This window comes from Streptomyces sp. W16 (assembly GCF_033194735.1).
In the GTDB taxonomy this organism is placed as follows: domain Bacteria; phylum Actinomycetota; class Actinomycetes; order Streptomycetales; family Streptomycetaceae; genus Streptomyces.
Window position 1 is genome coordinate 1 of sequence record NZ_JAWOAI010000135.1, and the last position, 20,672, is coordinate 20,672.

Genomic DNA, 20,672 nt, shown 5'->3' on the forward strand with positions numbered 1-20,672 from the left:
CCGACACCCGTATCGTCGACCTGACGGGCTACGGCACCGCGGTCGTCCGCGAGGGCAGCGGCCCGGCCACCGGCGCCTCCAACACGGCGTCCGTCGCGCGCGCCGACTCGCTCGCCGACACCGACGACAATGCGGCGGACTTCACCGCCGGTACCCCGTCACCGGTCAACTCGGCGGGCCAGACGCCCGGTTCGGGCGACGGCGGCGGTGACGGCGGCTCGCCGACCGACCCCGGCACCGTGCGCGTCCACGACATCCAGGGCACGACCCGCCTCTCGCCGTACTCCGGCCAGACGGTCACCCGCGTCCCGGGCGTCGTCACCGGCGTCCGCAGCAGCGGCTCGCTCGGCTACTGGATCCAGGACCCCACCCCTGACACCGACCCGCGCACCAGCGAGGCCGTCTTCGTCTACACCGGCTCCACCAAGCCCACCGTGGCGGTCGGCGACTCGGTCCTGGTCACCGGCAAGGTCAGCGAGTACTACCCGAGCAGCACCAGCCAGTCGAACACCGAGATCGGCGGCCCGACCACCACGGTCCTCTCCAGCGGCAACGCCCTGCCGGACGCCGTGACACTGGACGCGACCTCGGTCCCCGACGCCTACATCCCGACCGCGTCCGGCGGCAGCATCGAGTCCCTCGCCCTCCAACCGACCGTCTACGCCCAGGACTTCTTCGAGTCCCTGGAGGGCATGCGGGTCACGTTCGCCGACGCGCGCGTGGTCGGCGCCTCGGACGCGTACGGCGAGCTGTGGGTCACGGTCAAGCCGGAGGAGAACGCCACGGCGCGCGGCGGCACCCTGTACTCCTCGTACGACCAGCCCAACACGGGCCGTATCGAGGTGATGTCGCTCGACACGACGTCAACGTTCCCCGTGGCCAACGTCGGTGACGAACTGTCAGGCACCACGACCGGCCCCCTCGACTACTCCACCTACGGCGGCTACAACGTCCAGGCCACCCAGCTCGGCACCCTCGTCGACAACGGCCTGAAGCAGGAAGTGACCCGCCGTCAGAAGAAGGACGAGCTGGCGGTCGCCACGTACAACGTGGAGAACCTGGACGCGCTCGACACCCAGGAGAAGTTCGACCGGCTCGCCGAGGGTGTCGCGGTCAACCTCAACTCGCCCGACATCGTGGCCCTGGAGGAGATCCAGGACGACAACGGCGCGACGAACGACGGCACGGTGACGGCCGAGGCCACCCTGAAGCGCTTCACGGACGCGGTCCGCGCGGCCGGCGGCCCGGTCTACAAGTGGCGTTACATCTCGCCGACCAACGACCAGGACGGCGGCGAGCCCGGCGGCAACATCCGCCAGGTCTTCCTCTTCAACCCCAAGCGGGTCTCCTTCACCGACCACCCCGGCGGCGACGCGACCACGGCCACGAGCGTGGTGAAGACCCGCAAGGGCGTCGAACTCACCTACTCCCCGGGCCGGATCGACCCGACCAACGCGGCCTGGGAGGACAGCCGCAAGCCCCTGGTCGGTGAGTTCACCTTCCAGGGCGAGCAGGTCTTCGTGATCGCCAACCACTTCATCTCCAAGGGCGGCGACCAGCCGATCCACGGCCGCTACCAGCCCCCGGCCCGCAGCTCGGAGACCCAGCGCGCGGCCCAGGCGGCGGAGGTCAACACCTTCGTCAAGTCCCTGCTCGCGGCGGACAAGAACGCCAAGGCGGTCGTCCTCGGCGACCTGAACGACTACGAGTTCTCCCAGACGGTGACCACCCTGACGGCCGACAACGTCCTCAAGCCCCTCATCACCACCCTCCCCGCCGCCGAGCGCTACACCTACGTCTACGACGGCAACTCCCAGACCCTGGACCACATCCTGACCAGCCCCGCGGTGACGTCCTTCAACTACGACGTCGTGCACATCAACGCGGAGTTCGCGGACCAGGCGAGCGACCACGACCCGCAGATCGTCCGGATCGACCTCGCCAAATGCCGTAGGCACTAAGGCAGTTGGACGGTGACGGGGCGGAACGGCGTGAGCTGTCCTGCCCCGTCACCATGACCGGCCCCGGCGAGGAGACCAAGGGCAAGCCCCCAGCTGTATTGCACCAAGACCGACGTCCACTCCAAACCCCGGGCAGGGCAACCCCCTAGGGGCGCGGGGAACTGCGCGACCAGCCACAACGCACCCGCCACTCGCAAGACAACACAAGCCACTCAGACGCTAAGGCGCACACCCCGGTCCGCTGTACTCCGCCCCGCCACCATGACCAGCCCGACCCCCACCGACAGCCCCAGCGCAGGCAGCACAGGGAACCGCCCGTCGTAGGCGAACCCATGCCCGGCGAACCACGTCAGCGCACTCACACTCGCCGCCATCCCGAGCCACAATGCCCAAGGCCGACGCGGGAGTTCATGAGGGAGATCACCGGGCCGCGTCCGCTCGTACACCGCCGCGAGCCCACGCTCCAACGGCCGCAGCGCCCCTACGACCCCCACCAGCACCACCCCGAGCACGCCCAGCCACGGCACCCGCAACGCCCACCAACTCCCCGACCCGTAGACCGGTTCGGGCGCGAGCCCGGTGAGATAGAAGGCGCCGGCGACGATCAGCACCGGCAGCATGTGCCACAGGTAGAGCGTCATACTGGCGCCACCCAACGGCCGTACCAACCGCCAGAGTTGCTCGCGCTCCAACAGTCGTCGCAGCACCGGCGCAAGCAGCAGCGCCAACCCGACCTGCCCAACTGCCCACGCCAACATGGCCGCCGACGGGGGATCGGTGTTGCTGGGACTCTGCCCGGTCACCAGGATCAGACTCACCGGGAAGGGCCCGAACGAGACCAGCACCGCGAAGGCGACCGCACCGCCCGCGGCCATGAACGCGGAGACGGCGGACCGCTCGGTGAGCAGCATGTCCCGCCAGCAGAAACCCAGTTGATAGGCAACGCCCCACACGAGCACGTAGTTGAGCAGCCCGACGAAGGGCGCGTGCACGCTGACCACCAGCGCATCGGCACCGACCGCGACCACCCCCATCACCACCGGCACCCGCAGCCCCCACCGCCGATGTGCCGCGTGCAGAACCGGAGTTGCCGCGCTGAGCAGCAGATACACCGGCAGGAACCAGAACTGCATGGCCATCGCCCACCCGACGAGCGCGAGGATGCCGGGGTCCACCCCGACCGCCGCGCAGATCGCCACGGCGACCAGCACCAGCGCGCTGTACACCCCGGCCGGCAGCAGCAGCCGTAGCGCCCGCTGCCCCACCCACCCGGTCGCGGTACGGCCCTCGGTCCGCGCCCGCGCCCAGGAACCGCCGGCCGCGTGCCCGCCGGCCAGGAAGAACAGCGGCATGATCTGGAACCCCAGGGTGAGCCACTGGGTCCAGGGCACGGTCGCGAGCAACTCCGGTGCGCCGATCGCCCCGTTGGGATCCCGCACCAACCCGGTGATCAGCCAGTGCCCGAGCACCATCAGCACGATCGCCCACGCTCGCAGAAAGTCGACGTAGCGATCCCGGCCCCCACTGCCCCCGCTCAAGTCCCCCATGGGACGCCATGGTGCCGTCGGCGGGCGGTAGTTGAGGGAGAGTGGCGCCGTCCCGCAACCAATCCGTGCCCGTCACGACACCCGCGTTCGCTCCGCGCGCCTCTTGACTCCCCCTTGCCTTGACTCGGCCCTGTCAACGCTGCTTCCCTGAGCCCACACAGCGAATTGGTCTGCACCAATATCGCGCAGGGATTGAATCGATTCACCCCCCGTCCCCCCGTGGAGGTCGCGCATGCGTACCCGATCGAGATCCCGTTCTCTCTTCCGTTCCGTTCTCTCCACCGCCCTGCTGACCGGCGCCCTCGCGGCGGCCGGCCTCGCCTCGGCGGCGGCACCCGCGTCGGCGGCCTCCGCCCCGAACGCCTGGCCCGCCCATGTGTTCGCCCCGTTCGCGGACACCTGGTCGGGAAACGTTTCCCTCACCGACGTGGCCAACAACTACGGCACCAAGTTCTTCACCATCGCGTTCGTCGACGGCCCCGGCTGCAACTGGCAGATCGGCGAACAGGCCTCCCTCCAGACGCAGATCGACGCCCTGCGCGCCCAAGGCGGCGACGTCTCCGTGTCGTTCGGCGGCTACGGCGCCGACACCGCACTCACCGAGATCGGCGACTCCTGCTCCAGCCCGGAGGCGGCGGCAGCGCAGATCGAGAACGTCATCACCACCTTCAACCTCTCGCACGTCGACTTCGACATCGAGTCGGCGTCGCTCACCAACTCGGCCGGCATCGACCGCCGCGACAAGGCCCTTGCCCAGGTGCGCACTTGGGCCGCCAACAACGGCCGTTCCCTGTCGGTCTCCTTCACGCTCCCGGCGCTGCCCAGCGGCCTGTCGGGCGACGGCGTGAACATCCTCAACAACGCCCGCTCCAACGGCTTCACCCCGGACATCGTCAACCTGATGACCATGGACTACGGCTCCTCGGGCACCGACATGGGCAACGCGGCCAACACGGCAGTGGACGCCGCGGCGAGCCAGGTCGCGAGCGCGTTCGGCATCTCCACGTCCGCGGCCTACGCCAAGCTCGGCAACACCCCGATGATCGGCCAGAACGACAGCGCCGGCGAGATCTTCACCCTCGACAACGCCCGCAGCGTCGAGGCCTTCGACGCCTCCCGAGGGATCGCCCTGGTGTCGTACTGGTCGCAGAACCGCGACAACGGCGGCTGCCCCGGCTCGACTTCGGCCTCCGGCACCTGCAGCGGCGTCAGCCAGAACACCGGTGACTTCGCACGGATCTTCCAGCCGTTCACCTCCGGCAGCAGCAGTGGCGGTGGCGGTACCGGCTCCACCGCGCAGGCGCTGCCCGGGACTTGGGCCCAGTGCGCGAGCGAGAACGGCACCTGCGCGGTCAGCGGGACGACTGCCGTGGCCTACGGCGCGAGCGGCCACTTCAACTACGCGACGGAGACCGGCTCCACACCCTGCACCAACGCGGTCTTCGGCGACCCGATCTCCGGCACTGCCAAGTCCTGCTACGGCCAGAGTGCCCCGCCCGCCACCGACGTGTGGACCTCCTGCGTGTCCGAGGGCGGCACCTGCGCCTTCTCCGGTGTAATGACGGTGGCGTACGGCGCCGGCAGTTCGTTCAGCTACGCGACGCTGCCCGGCGGCACCGCGTGCTCCAACGCCGTGTTCGGCGACCCGGCCTCCGGCACCGCCAAGTCCTGCTACCTGATCGGCGCCCCGCCGTCCTTCGCCACGTGGACCAACTGCGCTGCGGAGAACGGGACTTGCACCTTCTCCGGCACCCACGAGGTGGCGTACGGCGCGGCCGGGCGGTACGTGTACCGGTCCGTCTCCGGGGCCACCGGGTGCAGCAACGCGGTCTTCGGTGACCCCGTGTCCGGTACGGCGAAGTCCTGCTACGTGCAGTAGCCGCACCCCTGAAGCCGATGTCGACGGCGATGCCGATTCCGCTCGGTCGGCCGGTGGATTGAACGTTTCAATCCACCGGCCGCCGGGTTCTGCACGTTCCGCCAGATCCTCATACGGAAGGCCGGACGATGTTCAGATCGAAGTTCAGATCGAAGTTCGGAACGAAGGACACCCACACCACCGGACGCAGACCACGGACGAGACGACTGGTCTGGCTGGCGACCCTGGCCCCGATGGTCGCTCTGCTCTACGGCACCACCATCACCCAGCCCGCCACGGCCGCCGCCCCTGGAGCCCCCTCCGGCTGGTCCACCGTCTTCACCGACGACTTCAACGGCTCGGCGGGATCGGCCCCTTCGTCGGCCAACTGGAAGTTCGACACCGGCCCGGGTTCGAGCTTCGGCACCGGCGAGATCGAGACGATGACCGACTCGACCGCCAACACCCACCTCGACGGCAACGGCAACCTGAACATCACCGCGCTGGGCTCCGGCAGTTCATGGACCTCGGGGCGGATCCAGACCCCGACCGCGAACGTGGGCGCACCGGCCGGCGGCAAGCTGGAAGTCACCGCGTCCATCCAACAGCCAAGCCCCGCAAGCGGGTTGGGCTACTGGCCGGCGTTCTGGATGCTGGGCCCCGGCCAGTGGCCGGAGAACGGCGAGATCGACATCATGGAGGACGTCAACGCCCTCTCCGACGTGGCCGGCACGATCCACTGCGGCACCTCCCCGGGCGGCCCCTGCAACGAGGGCACCGGAATCAGCAGCGGCCTGCGCGCCTGCCCCGGCTGCCAGAGCGGCTTCCACACGTACTCGATGATCCTCGACCGCACCGACACCTCGGCGGAGACGATCACCTTCTACCTGGACGGCAGCGCCTACTACTCGGTCACCGAGGCCCAAGTGGGCACCGCCACCTGGCAGGCGGCCTTCGACCACAACCAGTCGATCATCCTCGACCTGGCGATGGGCGGCACGTTCCCCAACGCGGCGTGCGGCTGCACCACCCCGAGCGCCTCGACCTCCTCGGGCGGAGCCCTGAGCGTCGACTACGTGGCCGCGTACACCACGAGCGGCGGCTCCTCCACCGGCTCCACCACCCAGGCCCTGCCCGGCACTTGGACCCAGTGCGCGGCGGAGAACGGGACGTGCGCGGTCAACGGCACATCGGCAGTGGCCTTCGGCGCCAACGGCCGCTTCAACTACACGACCGCCACCGGCTCGACACCGTGCACCACGGGCGTCTTCGGCGACCCGGCGACCGGAGTGGTGAAGTCCTGCTACGCCGAATCAGCACCACCGGCGACGAACATCTGGTCGTCGTGCGCGTCCGAGAACGCGACGTGTTCCTTCTCGGGCGTGATGACGGTCGCGTACGGCGCCGCCGGTGCATACCGCTACGCCACGCTTCCGGGCGGCACCCCCTGCACCAACACGGTCTTCGGCGACCCGATCCCAGGCACCGCGAAGTCCTGCTACGTCGTAGCTCCACCGCCGTCCTTCGCCACGTGGACCAACTGTGCGCCGGAAGGCGGGACTTGCACCTTCTCCGGCACTCACGAGGTGGCGTACGGGGCGGGCGGCCAGTACTTCTACGGCACCTTCACGGGCGGTACCCCGTGCACCAACACGGTGTTCGGCGACCCGGCTTCGGGGACGGCGAAGACCTGCTACTACCAGTGACCCGGTCGACGTAGCACTCCAGACAAATCCTGATCGCAGCCAGGTGGCGGATCGTGGACCTGTGTACCCGGGAGCCCTCCAAGCAACGGGAATCGGTGCACTGTCCGTTATCCACTTTCGGGTGACGCCTCCGGCGGACCCGGGGTGGCGCACCCTGGCGATCACGGACCTCGGGCCAGTGCCCGCAAGAATTCGGTGCGTCAACCTGGTGCATCACGCGCATAAATGGACGGTGCACCCGACAATCACGGAAATGCGACTGACTCGTAACGCGATTCACGTATCGCTCATATCTCGTCGGCACGGTGGAGAAGGTGTGGGTGTGCGGCCAACAGGCCGCCACCCGCACACCGCACAGCCCGGGGTCCGGCCGTTGCCGTATCCAGGGATGTGCCCGCACCATGCTGGGGGAACCCGTGACTTCTTCACCTTCCGTGTCCGTCCGTCGTCTGGCCGCAGCCGCGCTGGCTGCCGGCGCTCTCGTCGGCGCGGCGGCACTGCCGGCGACCGCGGCTGACCACGCGGCCCGGCCGAGCGTGGAGATCAGCCGCGTGCAGGCCGACTCGCCGGGACCGGACGACCGCTCCGCCCGTTCGCTGAACAACGAGTGGGTGGAGATCACCAACCACGACCGCCGCGGCGTCAACCTCGACGGCTGGAAGCTGTCGAACAAGGACGGCCAGACCTACACCTTCCGCCACTTCCGCCTCGACGGACACTCCACCGTCCGCGTCCACACCGGAAAGGGCCGCGACACCGCCCACGACGTCTACCAGGACCGCCGCGACTACGCCTGGGACAACCGCTCCGACACCGCCAGCCTCCGCAACGACCACCGCCGCATCGTGGACGACAAGTCCTGGGGCGGCCGCAACGGGGGCGGCCACGGTGGCGGGGGCCACGACGGTGGCGGCCACGGTGGCGGGGGCCACAACGGGGGTGGCGGCCACGAAGGCGGCGGTCACGAGGGTGGCGGCCACGGGGGCGGCGGCCACCACTGATCACCGGCACGATGACGTCCGACCACTGACGTCGCCCGACCAGTGACGTCTCGGCAGTGACGTGACACCCACGGCGCGCTGTCCCATCCAGGGGCGGCGCGCCGTTCGTGCGTGCGCCACCCCTGGGGGTGGTCCGGGGACGGGCCTACGGCAACGGCGCACGACGGGCTCGTCGCGGGCTCTGGAAGCGGCGACACGACAGCCCACCACTCCCACGGAATCGCAACCCTGGTCTCTCTGTGTCATTCCGGAGCCGGGAGGCTCAGGGGGCAGGGTCGGCCGCGGGGAAATCCTCGTAAGATCGTTCGAAGTACTTGGCCAGCTGAACATCCCGGTCGGAGATCCGGTGATCGATGTCCCAGGTGCTGAGGAAGATGCGCACGGTGCGCCAGATGTTCTCCCAGATCGGGTGATGATTCATTATGTTGCACCCGGTGACGGAGGAACTCATGAAGGCGACCGCGCCTTCGAAGCTCCCGAATCGGTACTCCCGGTACAGGCCGACCTGCTCCGCTATGGGGCCCTGGACGCCGGGCGATTCGGTATCGAGTGGGCGCCTCTGGACGCGCCACTGACGCAGGGCGTCCCGCAGCGCTATGTTGATTTTCTCATCGCTCAAGACGTCCGGTAGATCGTGGGCGGGACGGGGATACAGGCCGTGGGCCCGATCCGGTGCCGAATCACGCAGCAGGCCGATCAGATGGTTCACGATCGATTCGACGTCATGGAAATCACGAAGCTTCATGGCCTGCCGTGACGACAGTTCCGAGATTGACGGCGGGAGGTATTCGGCAGGAGGCATCGCAGCCCCACGCGTGAGAACCGGAATGACATGCTTGCCCGCGTTCAAAGATGTCTCGATCTCCAGACGAACCCAGTCGCCCTGAAGGTCGATCCTCCGTCGGGCCCACTCGTCGGACGCCGTCAACCAGTTCGGCCCAATGACTACGAGAACGGCGGACGCACTGTCGAGAGCTTGGTGCAGCCTGTTGGGCCAGTGTGCTCCTGGTGCCACACCGGATTCGTCGAGGAAGACGAACGCGCCGCCTAGTTGGTCGTTCAGCTTCGCTTGGAGCAACCAAGCCTCGGCTGCGGCATCGTCCTTGCGATAGCTGATGAAGATCTGTTCCATACAGATCACCTCAAATTGCCAACATATTCAGGTTACTCAGGTCACCGGAGGGCGACACCGCGTTTTCGGACGGCCTGCAATCCGGACTGTCCGGTGAGTGTCTAAGGGCGTACGGAAGACCAACAGGCTGATTCCAGGGGCTGGTTGAGTCTCCGTGGCAGTGGGCGCCGGCCTGCTGCGTTGTTCTGTGTGGCAAGGGCAATCGAGGACGATCGCACCGAAGCCGATCACGGCATGTGGAGCCGGGTTCCAGGTCCCGTATGGTGCCGTCTTGACTCACTTCCGAAGCCGAGCGTCTCGCAATGACGCACCTGAGGGGGCAGGTGACCGCGGCCTGTCCGGTGACGGGCACCACAGCGGACGCTCAGGCCCGGAGGGAATCCGGCTCGGGGCCGAGGACTTCCAGGGTGTGACCGCGCTCGGCGACGGCGCCTATCTCAACACCGGCGTGGCGCACCGTCTCCGCAGCTCAGGAAGGCCGGCCGAGAGTGGCACGATCAGTGCCCGAAAATCTCCTTATACGGGTGTCAGCACGACTTCGCGCCCGACTCGCTCAGCGCACACACCCATGCCCCAGCTTCGTACGACGACCAAGACGCCCCTGCCGGCCAGGATCAGGCTGTCGGCCCCACGACACCGAGACCTCACCGGTGTCCAGGCGGTTGCAGGACGCCGCCGAACGCATGGGCCCCTACTAGACAGTGCCCTCGATTGCTGCCCACATGGTGGTGTTGGTGTCTATCGCAGGTCTATCGCGATCGGTGCGCAGCAACAACAAAGAGCCGGACTCAGTGGGACTCGGCCGCACGCGGTGAGCGGAGCGAGCCGCCTTGAATACGCAGTGGAGTTGGAGCACCTGCAGTCCAACCCGCTGAGCCGAGTGCGGCGTAAGCGAGGCAAGCGTGCGGTGCAAGAGGTTGACCGACGGGTGGTGGTCAATCCTCGGCAGGCTCGGGAACTGCTGACCGCTCTTACCTACGTTGGTGGCTATGAGCGCGCGAGCGGCCGGCGGCTGAAGGCGTTCTTCGGGTGCCTGTACTACGCGGCCATGCGGCCGGGCGAGGCGCTGGGACTTCGCCGCTCCGACTGCACACTTCCGGCGTCGGGTTGGGGGCGGATCGAGCTGGCGGAGACCCGTCCTACGGCTGGGAAGGCGTGGACGGACTCCGGGGAGTCTCACGATCGGCGCCGCCTGAAGCAACGGGCCAGCGGCGAAGTGCGAGTCGTGCCGATACCGCCTCCGCTGGTGCGGCTGCTCCGTGAGTACCTGAAGGAGTTCGGTACGGCGAAGGACGGCCGGTTGTTCTCCAGCGAGCGGGGCAACGTGATCGCGGCCTCGTCGTACTCGCGAGCGTGGAAACAGGCTCGGGAACTGGCGCTCGTACCGCATCAGGTGTCGTCGGTCCTGGCCTTCCGGCCGTACGACCTCCGTCATGCGGGCGTCTCCCAGTGGCTCAACTCCGGTGTGCTCGCCCCAGAGGTGGCGGCCCGCGCCGGCCACTCGGTGGATGTGCTCCTGAAGATCTACGCGAAGTGCATCGATGGCCAAGAGGAGGAGATGAACGACCGGATACTTAAGGGGCTGGGGGAGGAGAACGACGCCGAACCGTGAAGCGGCCCACGCGGTCATCACACGGCAGCTCCGAAGCGATGCGGGGCTGTCGTGCGTCGCGCCGGATGACGACATGTCACCGGTCCTCAATGGAAGCGGCGTTGGACGTAACCCGAAGGCTCCGGCTTGACGCTGTCGAGCATTAACTTCGGCCACTTTGCTAGTCGATGCACCCCGGCAGGGCCATCATGGAACGTCAGGCCTTTGAACTGTAGGCCGCTGTAGGGGGCTCTGGATGAGTGGAGACAGCAAGAAACTTGCTGCTGCATCGCTCGGTGTACTCACTTTTTTCGCCGTTTCGCCTGCGGCGTTTCTCCTTGGTCCCTTCTCCTTCGGTAAGGGCGACACAGCACGGCTGGCTGCCATCCTCACCTTCGTCGGCGTACTGGTAACTGCATCGGTGTCCCTGATCGGATTGATGCTGAATCGCCAGACAGAACGACGGCTGACGCAGGAGCAAGCTGACCAGCAACGTCAGCTCAAACTGGATGCCGCGATGCGTGCCGGGCAGCTGATCTCCCCCACCGAATCGGGAACCGTACACCCGGCGGCAATGGCTTCAGGACTGCTGGCGCTTACCAAGCTTGACTACGCCGACCTCGCAGTGGCGCTACTCGTGGACCTATGGCCCGAAGGCGGCGAGGATGGCCAGAAGAGGATCTCGGACGAGACAGCGATCCTGGTGATCGATGCTGCATTGCGCTCAACTTCCCTCAACGCCCAACTTGTCGCAGCCGAGCTGCTGTGTCGTCACGCCACAGGGCTCAGCGTCTGTCAGTCCCTTCACTGGCCGAGCGCGGTGGACGGTTCCTGGAATCCCAACTTCAAGCCCAAGACGAAGCTGCTCATAGTCGAGGCTCTGGTGAGGATGGCGACGGCCAGCGAGCCCAACGAGGGCGCTCTGCGCTCGGTCGCTGTACGTCTCTACGGCATCTGGCGAGACGACCCCGAGGTGCGCGTTCGTGGCTGCATCGGCAAGCTCATCAAGGTGGTTTTCGACCGGCTCTGCCAGTTCCGTGACCAAGAACTCGTCCACGGCAGTCAGATGGTCACACTCGCGGACCTGGAGCGCGCTGCAGAGAGCGCTGCCGAGAACCCCGACAGCTACCTAAATGACCTCTCGGACAACCTGGCTGACCACCTTAAAGAATGGGCCCCAGCTTGTCGGACGCCGCCCTCCGCCCCAGGAGCCCTGGCCACGGCGGCGGGCTAGCTTCGGCAGGAAACTCTTCGATGGCCACGCGCTTGGAGTTTGCAGTCACGGGACATCCTGTCGGCGGTGAGCCGGAAAGCTGCCCTCACAATGATGGAGAACGGCCACTGACCTGCCGTGAAGCCCATCAAGATCATTACGTCGTCATTACGTGATCACTGACAAACGGCTGCTTTTGGCGGCACCCGCCTGCACACACGCGAAGACCCCGTCTTCAGCTAACGCGCTGATGGCGGGGTCTTTGAGCACCTCATAAGGGGTGCCCCCGGCAGGATTCGAACCTGCGCACACGGCTCCGGAGGCCGTTGCTCTATCCCCTGAGCTACGGGGGCGTGTCGGTCGCGGTGTTTGCGGCGACGGGTAGAACCCTACCAGCTCCATCCCGGTGTTCATGAACAGGTTTCTCGGTGGTCAGGGAGGCGGTTGGGGAGGTGTTCCGGGTCCCTCGCAGGGGGTGGAAGTGGGGAAAACCCGGACGCGGTGGCCGGTCCGGACCTACTCTCGACTTGTGCCAGGCGCGTCGGGTCGGGTGCTTGTTGTGGACGACAACAAGGTCATCCGGCAGTTGATCAGGGTCAATCTCGAACTGGAGGGTTTCGAGGTCGTGACCGCGGCCGATGGTGCCGAGTGTCTGGACGTCATTCATCAGGTACGGCCCGATGTGGTCACCCTCGATGTCGTCATGCCCCGGCTGGACGGACTGCGTACCGCCGCTCGGCTGCGCAGTGATCCCCGTACCCGTGATCTGCCCCTCGCCATCGTCAGCGCCTGCACTCAGCACGAGGTGGACAGTGGACTCGACGTCGGCGTCGACGCGTTTCTCGCCAAGCCCTTCGAACCTTCCGAACTCATCGCCCTCGTACGGCAGTTGATCGAGCGCGAGGGGCGTGACGCGACGGGCGGGCTGTCCATCGGCGGCCCCTTCAGCGCGGGCGAGGCCGAACGGGCCGGGCGGGGTGGCCGTACCGGAGGCTGACGTCCCACCCGGGTCCCCTGCGCAGGTCTCCTCTCTCTGTGCCCCTGTGCCCCTGTGCCCCTGTGCAGGATCCTTGTGCTGGCCCCCTGGCGGATGTGCGAGCTACCTACCGTCCCGCCCCCCCCACACACACGTGCCCGGTACACACCCCAACCTCGCCCCAAGCCCTGCGCACCCCCGGCGTCCACATCCCGGACCTCCGGCCAAACCGGCTGGCCTACCCACCCCCCTCCTCCCCTACGCTTGTCCCGTGACCCCCGTCGAGCTCTCCCGTACCGTGCTGCGCGCGGTGCGCCGTGCTGTCGAGGATGGGGAGCTGCGTGTGGTCGTGCCCGAGCGGGCCTCGGTGACCGTGCCGGGGGCCGGCGGGTGGGGTGACTACGCCACCAACATCGCCCTTCAGCTCGCCCGGCCCGCCGGAGAGACCCCCCGTCGCGTCGCCGAGTTGCTGCTGCCGCACCTCGCCGGCGCGCATGGCGTCAGCGGCGTCGAGATCACCGGGCCCGGTTTTCTCAACATCAGTCTGGGGAGTACGGCGTCCACCTCGCTCGTCGCGGAGATCCTGCGACGCGGACCGCGGTACGGGTTCGTCGACGACCTAACCCTCGACGACCTAACCCTCGAAGACCTAACCCTCGACGACCCCACCATCGGCGACGACGCCCACGCCACCGGTCATGGCCCACACACCCCAGCCGCTCACCTCGTACGACTTCACGCCCCCCACGAGCCACGCGCCCTCGTCGTCATGGACGTCGTCGCCCGCCTCCTGCGCTCACAGGGCGCCCACGTCCGCACCAGCTGCGAGACCCAGCCGCCCGAGCCCGCCTGGGCGACCGTTCTCGGCATCTCCGGCGTCGCCCCGTACTCCGCGCCGCAGGAACCCTCCCCACTCGACCTCGACCTCGACCTCGACCTTCACGTCGACGTCGACGTCGACGTGCGCCCCGTCCCACTCCCCGCCCCCGACGTCGCAGACCTCCTCGCCCTCGGCCGCGATGCCGCCCGCTGGGCCCTCCTTCACCCCGCCGCCCACGACCGGCCCCGTCCCACCGCCGACCACCTCGTGCAGCGGGAGGCGAATCCCCTCTTCCGGGTCCGTTACGCCTACGCCCGCACCCGGGCCGTCAGCCGCAACGCCGCCGACCTCGGTTTCACCGCCCAGCCCGGCGACGTACGAGACACGCAAGACGTACAAGGCGACGTACGAGACACGCAAGACGTACAAGGCGACGTACAAGAGGTCACCACCTCCCTCGCCCAAGAGGTCACCACCCTCCTCGCCGACCACCCCCGAGTCCTGTCCCGCGCAGCAACCCACCGCGCCCCCGACCTGCTCGCCCGTCACCTGGTCGCCGTAGCCGATGCGACCCTTCCTTTCCTTCCCGCTGTGCTTCCGCTCGGGGACGAGAAACCCTTGGCCGCCCACCGTGCCCGGCTCGCGCTTGCCGAAGCCGCCGGGGCGGTGCTGGCCGGTGGCCTCTCCCTGCTCGGTATCGACGCACCCGAACACCTCTGAGCGCCAGGACCACGAAGGCACCACCCGATCCGAGCGCCAGGAAGAGACAGAAGAGAACACGACATGAGCCGTTCCGCACATCCCGCCGGACCCCGTCACGCCGACGTGCTGCCCGAGGGGCACTACTCCGGTCCCGCCGCCGATCTCAACGAACTCGATTCCAAGGTGTGGGCGCAGACCGTCACCCGCGACGACGACGCGAACGGTGTCGTCACCGTCGGCGGTATCGACGTGAAGACCCTCGCGGAGCGGCACGGCACCCCGGCCTACGTGCTCGACGAGGACGACTTCCGGCAGCGGGCCCGTGCCTGGCGTACCGCCTTCGGGCACGACGCCGACGTCTTCTACGCCGGCAAGGCGTTCCTGTCCCGTGCCGTCGTGCGGTGGTTGCACGAGGAGGGGCTGAATCTCGACGTGTGCTCCGGGGGCGAGCTGGCCACGGCCCTCTCCGCCGGCATGCCCGCCGACCGCATCGCCTTCCACGGCAACAACAAGTCCACGGACGAGATCGAGCGGGCCATCCGCGCCGGCGTCGGGCGGATCGTCCTCGACTCCTTCCAGGAGATCGTCCGCGTCGCCCACATCGCGCAGTCCCTCGGCAAGCGGCAGCGCGTGCAGATCCGTATCACTGTGGGCGTGGAGGCGCACACCCACGAGTTCATCGCCACCGCCCACGAAGACCAGAAGTTCGGGATTCCGCTCGCCGGGGGGCAGGCCGCCGAAGCCGTGCGCCGCGCCCTTCAGCTCGACGGGCTCGAACTCATCGGGATTCACAGTCACATCGGGTCGCAGATCTTCGACATGTCCGGGTTCGAGGTCGCCGCCCATCGCGTGGTCGGGCTGCTCAAGGACATTCGCGACGAGCACGGGATCGAGCTTCCCGAGATCGACCTCGGCGGCGGGCTCGGGATCGCGTACACCAGCGACGACGATCCCCGTGAGCCGCACGAGATCGCCAAGGCGCTCACCGAGATCGTCACCCGTGAGTGCGACTCCGCCAGGCTGCGGACCCCGCGGATCTCCGTCGAGCCGGGGCGCGCCATCGTCGGGCCGACCGCCTTCACGCTCTACGAGGTCGGCACCATCAAGCCGCTCGACGGGCTGAGGACGTATGTGTCGGTCGACGGTGGCATGTCCGACAACATTCGGACGGCGCTCTACGACGCCGAGTACAGCGTCGCTCTCGTGTCCCGCCGCTCCGATGCCGAGCCGATGCTCGCCCGCGTCGTCGGCAAGCACTGCGAGAGCGGGGACATCGTGGTCAAGGACGCGTTCCTGCCGGGGGACCTGGCGCCCGGTGACCTGATCGCCGTACCGGCGACGGGTGCGTACTGCCGTTCCATGGCCAGCAATTACAACCATGTGCTCCGCCCGCCGGTGGTCGCCGTGAAGGACGGCGAGTCGCGGGTCATCGTCCGCCGGGAGACGGAGGAGGACCTGCTCCGGCTCGACGTCGGCTGAACCGGACCCGGCGGAGAGCGGGGTGGAAGATCTCCCGTCTTCCATCCCCGTGAAAATGAAATCGATGTCTCACGATCCGGACTATGGATAGAAAGTCCCGTCCGGTGAGTGAGACTGGTCAAACCGAAGACGGTATGAGGAAACGAGGTCGGATGATGCGTACGCGTCCGCTGAAGGTGGCGCTGCTGGGCTGTGGAGTGGTCGGCTCAGAGGTGGCGCGCATCATGACGACGCACGCCGACGACCTCGCCGCCCGCATCGGCGCACCCGTCGAGCTCGCGGGCGTCGCCGTACGGCGGCCCTCCAAGGTCCGCGAAGGCATCGACCCCGCCCTCGTCACCACCGATGCCACGGCGCTGGTGAAACGCGGCGACATCGACGTCGTGGTGGAAGTCATCGGGGGGATCGAGCCCGCCCGTTCCCTCATCACCGCCGCCTTCGAGCACGGCGCCTCCGTCGTCTCCGCGAACAAGGCGCTGCTCGCCCAGGACGGCGCCGCTCTGCACGCCGCCGCCGAGCGGCAGGGCAAGGATCTGTACTACGAGGCCGCCGTCGCCGGTGCCATTCCCCTCATTCGTCCGTTGCGCGAGTCGCTCGCCGGGGACAAGGTCAACCGGGTGCTGGGGATCGTCAACGGGACGACCAACTTCATCCTCGACAAGATGGACTCGACCGGCGCCGGTTACCAGGAGGCCCTCGACGAGGCCACCGCGCTCGGGTACGCCGAAGCCGACCCCACCGCCGACGTCGAGGGCTTCGACGCCGCCGCAAAGGCCGCCATCCTCGCCGGAATCGCCTTCCACACGCGCGTGCGTCTCGACGACGTCTACCGCGAGGGGATGACCGAGGTCACCGCCTCCGACTTCGCCTCCGCGAAGAACATGGGCTGCACGATCAAGTTGCTCGCCATCTGCGAGCGGGCCGAGGACGGCGGGTCCGTCACCGCGCGCGTGCATCCCGCCATGATCCCGCTCAGCCACCCGCTCGCCTCCGTGCGCGGCGCCTACAACGCCGTGTTCGTCGAGTCGGACGCCTCCGGGCAGCTGATGTTCTACGGCCCTGGAGCGGGCGGCGCCCCCACCGCCTCCGCCGTCCTCGGTGACCTCGTCGCCGTGTGCCGCAACCGGCTCAACTCGACCACCGGGCCCGGCGAGTCGGCGTACGCCGGACTGCCCGTGTCGGGCATGGGCGAGGTCGTCACGCGGTACCACATCAGCCTCGACGTCGCCGACAAACCGGGTGTTCTCGCACAGGTCGCCACCGTGTTCGCCGAGCACGGTGTCTCGATCGATACGGTTCGGCAGCAGGGGAAGGACGGCGAGGCCTCTCTCGTCGTCGTCACGCACCGCGCGTCCGACGCCGCCCTCACCGGGACCGTCGAGGCGTTGCGCAAGCTCGACACCGTGCGGGGTGTCGCCAGCATCATGCGGGTTGAAGGAGAGTAACCAGCAATGACCCACCAGTGGCGCGGAATCATCGAGGAGTACCGGGACCGGCTCCCGGTGTCCGACAGCACGCCGGTCGTCTCCCTCCGCGAGGGTGGCACGCCCCTCGTGCCCGCGCAGGTGCTCTCCGAGCGCACCGGCTGCGAGGTCCACCTCAAGGTGGAGGGTGCCAACCCCACCGGGTCCTTCAAGGACCGCGGTATGACCATGGCCATCACGCGGGCCAAGGAGGAGGGCGCGCAGGCCGTCATCTGCGCCTCCACCGGCAACACCTCCGCGTCCGCCGCCGCCTACGCCGTACGCGCCGGGATGGTCTGTGCCGTCCTCGTCCCGCAGGGCAAGATCGCGCTCGGCAAGATGGGCCAGGCCCTCATCCACGGTGCGAAGATCCTCCAGGTCGACGGGAACTTCGACGACTGCCTCACCCTCGCGCGCGAGCTGAGCGACAACTACCCTGTGGCGCTGGTGAATTCGGTCAACCCGGTGCGCATCGAGGGTCAGAAGACGGCGGCCTTCGAGATCGTCGACATGCTCGGCGACGCGCCCGACATCCACGTCCTGCCGGTGGGCAACGCGGGCAACATCACCGCGTACTGGAAGGGCTACAAGGAGTACGCCGGCGACGGCATCGCCGCCAGGACCCCGCGCATGTGGGGCTTCCAGGCGTCCGGCTCGGCGCCCATCGTGCGCGGCGAGATCGTCAAGGACCCCTCGACGATCGCCACCGCGATCCGCATCGGCAACCCGGCCTCCTGGCAGTACGCGCTCGCCGCGCGGGACGAGTCCGGCGGGTTCATCGATGAGGTGACGGACCGTGAAATCCTGCGCGCCTACCGGCTGTTGGCCGCCCAGGAGGGCGTTTTCGTCGAGCCCGCCTCCGCCGCCTCCGTCGCCGGTCTGCTGAAGGCGGCCGAGCAGGGCAAGGTCGACCCGGGCCAGACCATCGTCTGCACGGTGACCGGAAACGGCCTCAAGGACCCCGACTGGGCCGTCGCGGGCGCCCCGCAGCCCGTCACCGTCCCGGTCGACGCGGCGACGGCGGCCGAGCGACTCGGACTCGCGTAGACCCACAAGCGGAACGGCATCCGGGGAAGATCCCCACGGGGGGTGCACAGGGGGCTTACGACACGCATCGTGCGCCTCCTGTGCGCCCTATGTCGCCACAGAACCTTCCTTCGATAGGCTGTACCGAACCCGCCCGCCGCATATGCCTGCGCGCATGGCTCGGCACCGCGCCGTCTCCACGGCCCGAGGGTCTCCACGTACCTATCGGATGTCATCGAATTCCATCGAATGTCTTCGACAATCACGCAGCTCAAGGAGAGTCATCGAGCGATGGCCGGTCCAGCCTTCCGCGCCGCCGCCGTCCGGGTGCGCGTCCCCGCCACCAGCGCCAACCTCGGCCCGGGCTTCGACGCCTTCGGCCTCTCGCTGGGGCTCTACGACGACGTCGTCGTACGTGTCGCCGACTCCGGGCTGCTCATCGACATCGCCGGCGAGGGCAGCGAGACCCTCCCGCGCGACGAGAACCACCTCCTCGTACGGGCCCTGCGCACCGCCTTCGACCTGCTCGGCGGACAACCGCGCGGCCTTGAGATCGTCTGCGCGAACCGCATTCCGCACGGCCGCGGCCTGGGCTCCTCCTCCGCCGCCATCTGCGCCGGCATCGTCGCCGCGCGCGCCGTGACCATAGGAGGGGACTCCCGGCTCGACGACACGGCCCTGCTGGAACTCGCCACCGAGATCGAGGGCCACCCCGACAATGTGGCGGCCTGTCTGCTGGGCGGCTTCACCCTCTCCTGGATGGACGCGGGCGCCGCGCGGGCGATCAGGATGGACCCCGCCGGTTCCATCGTTCCGGTGGTTTTCGTACCCGGGAAGCCGGTCCTCACCGAGACCGCGCGCGGCCTGCTCCCGCGCAACGTCCCGCACGTCGACGCCGCCGCCAACGCGGGCCGCGCCGCACTGCTCGTCGAGGCACTCACCCGCCGCCCCGAACTGCTGCTGCCCGCCACCGAGGACCGACTGCACCAGGAGTACCGGGCTCCGGCCATGCCCGAGAGCGCGGCACTGGTGGAGCGGCTGCGGGCGGACGGCGTTCCGGCCGTCATCTCCGGTGCCGGGCCGACCGTGTTGGCACTGGTCGACGCCGACAACGCCGACAAGGTCGCCCATCTCGCCGGCGAGGGCTGGGCCGCCAACCGGCTGGACCTCGACGAACAAGGCGCGTGCGTACTTCCGCTCGCGGCCCCGAGCAGCAATTGACTACGTACCGTCGCCGGATTTCGAGAGGGGGAATGTTTGTTGGATCCGGTAGTGTTAATCTCAAGTCTGCACCCGACCCCACCATGGCGAGGTGCTTGTTGTCCCCGTCAGGGACAGACATTCTTCCGGGAGCCTCCCACACCACACTGTGTTCCGTCCGGGCACTGAGTGGTTCGCCGGGCACGCTCCGGAAGCCGGGAAAGCTCCGGAATTGGTGCGACCAAGCAACGTGACACAGCCACTCGGTGCCACTGCTTTGGGAAGCGCCGTCACCAGAAATCTCTTCCGCCGCTTAGGCGGACCACCGCCCCGGCACGGTTCACACAGCAAGAACCGAAGCCGGACAGCACAACCGGTCGCCGAGCCAGACAGGCCGACGTCCGCTCCAGGGAAGGACCCTTCGTGAGCGACACCACCGATCTGATGGGCGCGCGTGTCGAGGAGACCGCTGCCGCGCCCGCCACGGACGCCTCCGCGCCTGCCACCGGTGCCGGCTCCCGGCGGCGCCGCGGTACCGGCCTCGACGGCATGGTGCTGGCCGAGCTGCAGCAGGTCGCATCCGGCCTCGGCATCAGGGGCACCGCGCGGATGCGCAAGAGCCAGCTGATCGAGGTCATCAAGGAGGCGCAGGCGGGTGGGGGCGCCCCGGCCAAGGCCGAGACCGCCACCGAGACCAAGCCCAAGCGCCGCGCCACCTCCAAGACCCGTACGGGCGACGAGACGGCTGCCCCGGCCGAGCAGAAGGCCGAGAAGGTCGCCGCCGAGAAGGCCGTGGCCCAGCAGCAGATCGAGATCCCCGGCCAGCCCGCCAGCGAGGACGCGCCCGTTGAGCGTCGTCGTCGCCGTGCGACCGCCGAGGCCGGCAGCCCCGAGACGGTCGTCGCCGAGGTCAAGAACGAGCCGAGGGCCGAGACGCCCGCCGCCGCGCAGGGCGAGGCCAGGGGCGACGCCGGTGACGACGGCCGTCAGGGCCGCC

The 20,672-nt window shown here is 68.4% G+C and carries 14 protein-coding genes, 1 tRNA gene and 1 pseudogene; 13 read left to right on the forward strand and 3 right to left on the reverse strand.

Features of this window, described 5'->3' with window-relative positions; all coding sequences use genetic code 11:
- Positions 1-1,961 (forward strand): endonuclease/exonuclease/phosphatase family protein (locus R6V09_RS19650; protein ID WP_317882715.1); only part of this gene is annotated, 1,961 nt, incomplete at its 5' end.
- 212 nt (positions 1,962-2,173) lie between these two features.
- Here R6V09_RS19650 and R6V09_RS19655 read toward each other — a convergent pair.
- The gene (locus tag R6V09_RS19655; RefSeq protein WP_317882716.1) at positions 2,174-3,508 is read right to left on the reverse strand and encodes an acyltransferase family protein; all 1,335 of its coding nucleotides are present in this window, start codon (positions 3,506-3,508) and stop codon (positions 2,174-2,176) included.
- 232 nt (positions 3,509-3,740) lie between these two features.
- On the opposite strand from R6V09_RS19655, the gene R6V09_RS19660 reads away from it, so the two are divergent.
- From R6V09_RS19660 to R6V09_RS19670, 3 genes are all read left to right on the forward strand, one after another.
- Positions 3,741-5,387, forward strand: coding sequence for a chitinase (locus R6V09_RS19660; RefSeq protein ID WP_317882717.1), 1,647 nt, complete (start codon positions 3,741-3,743; stop codon positions 5,385-5,387).
- Positions 5,388-5,515: 128 nt separating this feature from the next.
- Positions 5,516-7,072, forward strand: coding sequence for a glycoside hydrolase family 16 protein (locus tag R6V09_RS19665; protein ID WP_317882718.1), 1,557 nt, complete (start codon positions 5,516-5,518; stop codon positions 7,070-7,072).
- Between the two features lie 401 nt (positions 7,073-7,473).
- Positions 7,474-8,073 carry a lamin tail domain-containing protein gene (locus tag R6V09_RS19670; protein ID WP_317882719.1) on the forward strand — a complete coding sequence of 200 codons (600 nt, stop codon included), beginning with the start codon at positions 7,474-7,476 and terminating at the stop codon, positions 8,071-8,073.
- Positions 8,074-8,335: 262 nt separating this feature from the next.
- Here the strand turns inward: R6V09_RS19670 and R6V09_RS19675 are convergent, their stop codons facing one another.
- On the reverse strand, positions 8,336-9,205 hold the full coding sequence (locus R6V09_RS19675) for a 4a-hydroxytetrahydrobiopterin dehydratase (RefSeq protein WP_317882720.1): 870 nt from the start codon (positions 9,203-9,205) through the stop codon (positions 8,336-8,338).
- A gap of 829 nt (positions 9,206-10,034) precedes the next feature.
- Between R6V09_RS19675 and R6V09_RS19680 the strand changes: the two are divergent.
- A pseudogene (locus R6V09_RS19680) lies at positions 10,035-10,817 on the forward strand (tyrosine-type recombinase/integrase); the annotation flags it as partial.
- Positions 10,818-11,052: 235 nt separating this feature from the next.
- Positions 11,053-12,030, forward strand: a complete 978-nt coding sequence (locus R6V09_RS19685) for a hypothetical protein (protein WP_317882721.1) — start codon at positions 11,053-11,055, stop codon at positions 12,028-12,030.
- Between the two features lie 260 nt (positions 12,031-12,290).
- Here the strand turns inward: R6V09_RS19685 and R6V09_RS19690 are convergent.
- Positions 12,291-12,362: transfer RNA gene (locus R6V09_RS19690), tRNA-Arg, on the reverse strand.
- Positions 12,363-12,421: 59 nt separating this feature from the next.
- On the opposite strand from R6V09_RS19690, the gene R6V09_RS19695 reads away from it, so the two are divergent.
- The 7 genes from R6V09_RS19695 to R6V09_RS19725 form a co-directional block, all read left to right on the forward strand.
- Positions 12,422-13,006, forward strand: coding sequence for a response regulator (locus R6V09_RS19695; RefSeq protein WP_317882722.1), 585 nt, complete (start codon positions 12,422-12,424; stop codon positions 13,004-13,006).
- A gap of 250 nt (positions 13,007-13,256) precedes the next feature.
- Entirely contained in the window at positions 13,257-14,525 is a 1,269-nt protein-coding gene (gene nrtL, locus R6V09_RS19700) for an ArgS-related anticodon-binding protein NrtL (RefSeq protein ID WP_317882723.1), read from the forward strand.
- Between the two features lie 63 nt (positions 14,526-14,588).
- Entirely contained in the window at positions 14,589-15,986 is a 1,398-nt protein-coding gene (gene lysA / locus R6V09_RS19705) for a diaminopimelate decarboxylase (RefSeq protein WP_317882724.1), read from the forward strand.
- A 152-nt stretch (positions 15,987-16,138) separates the two neighbouring features.
- Positions 16,139-17,431 carry a homoserine dehydrogenase gene (locus R6V09_RS19710; RefSeq protein ID WP_317882725.1) on the forward strand — a complete coding sequence of 431 codons (1,293 nt, stop codon included), beginning with the start codon at positions 16,139-16,141 and terminating at the stop codon, positions 17,429-17,431.
- Between the two features lie 6 nt (positions 17,432-17,437).
- Positions 17,438-18,496 (forward strand): threonine synthase, encoded by a 1,059-nt coding sequence (thrC, locus tag R6V09_RS19715; RefSeq protein ID WP_317882726.1) that lies wholly within the window; start codon positions 17,438-17,440, stop codon positions 18,494-18,496.
- A 270-nt stretch (positions 18,497-18,766) separates the two neighbouring features.
- On the forward strand, positions 18,767-19,696 hold the full coding sequence (gene thrB, locus R6V09_RS19720) for a homoserine kinase (protein ID WP_317882727.1): 930 nt from the start codon (positions 18,767-18,769) through the stop codon (positions 19,694-19,696).
- 402 nt (positions 19,697-20,098) lie between these two features.
- A partial coding sequence (locus R6V09_RS19725; protein WP_317882728.1) for a Rho termination factor N-terminal domain-containing protein occupies positions 20,099-20,672 on the forward strand: 574 nt, incomplete at its 3' end.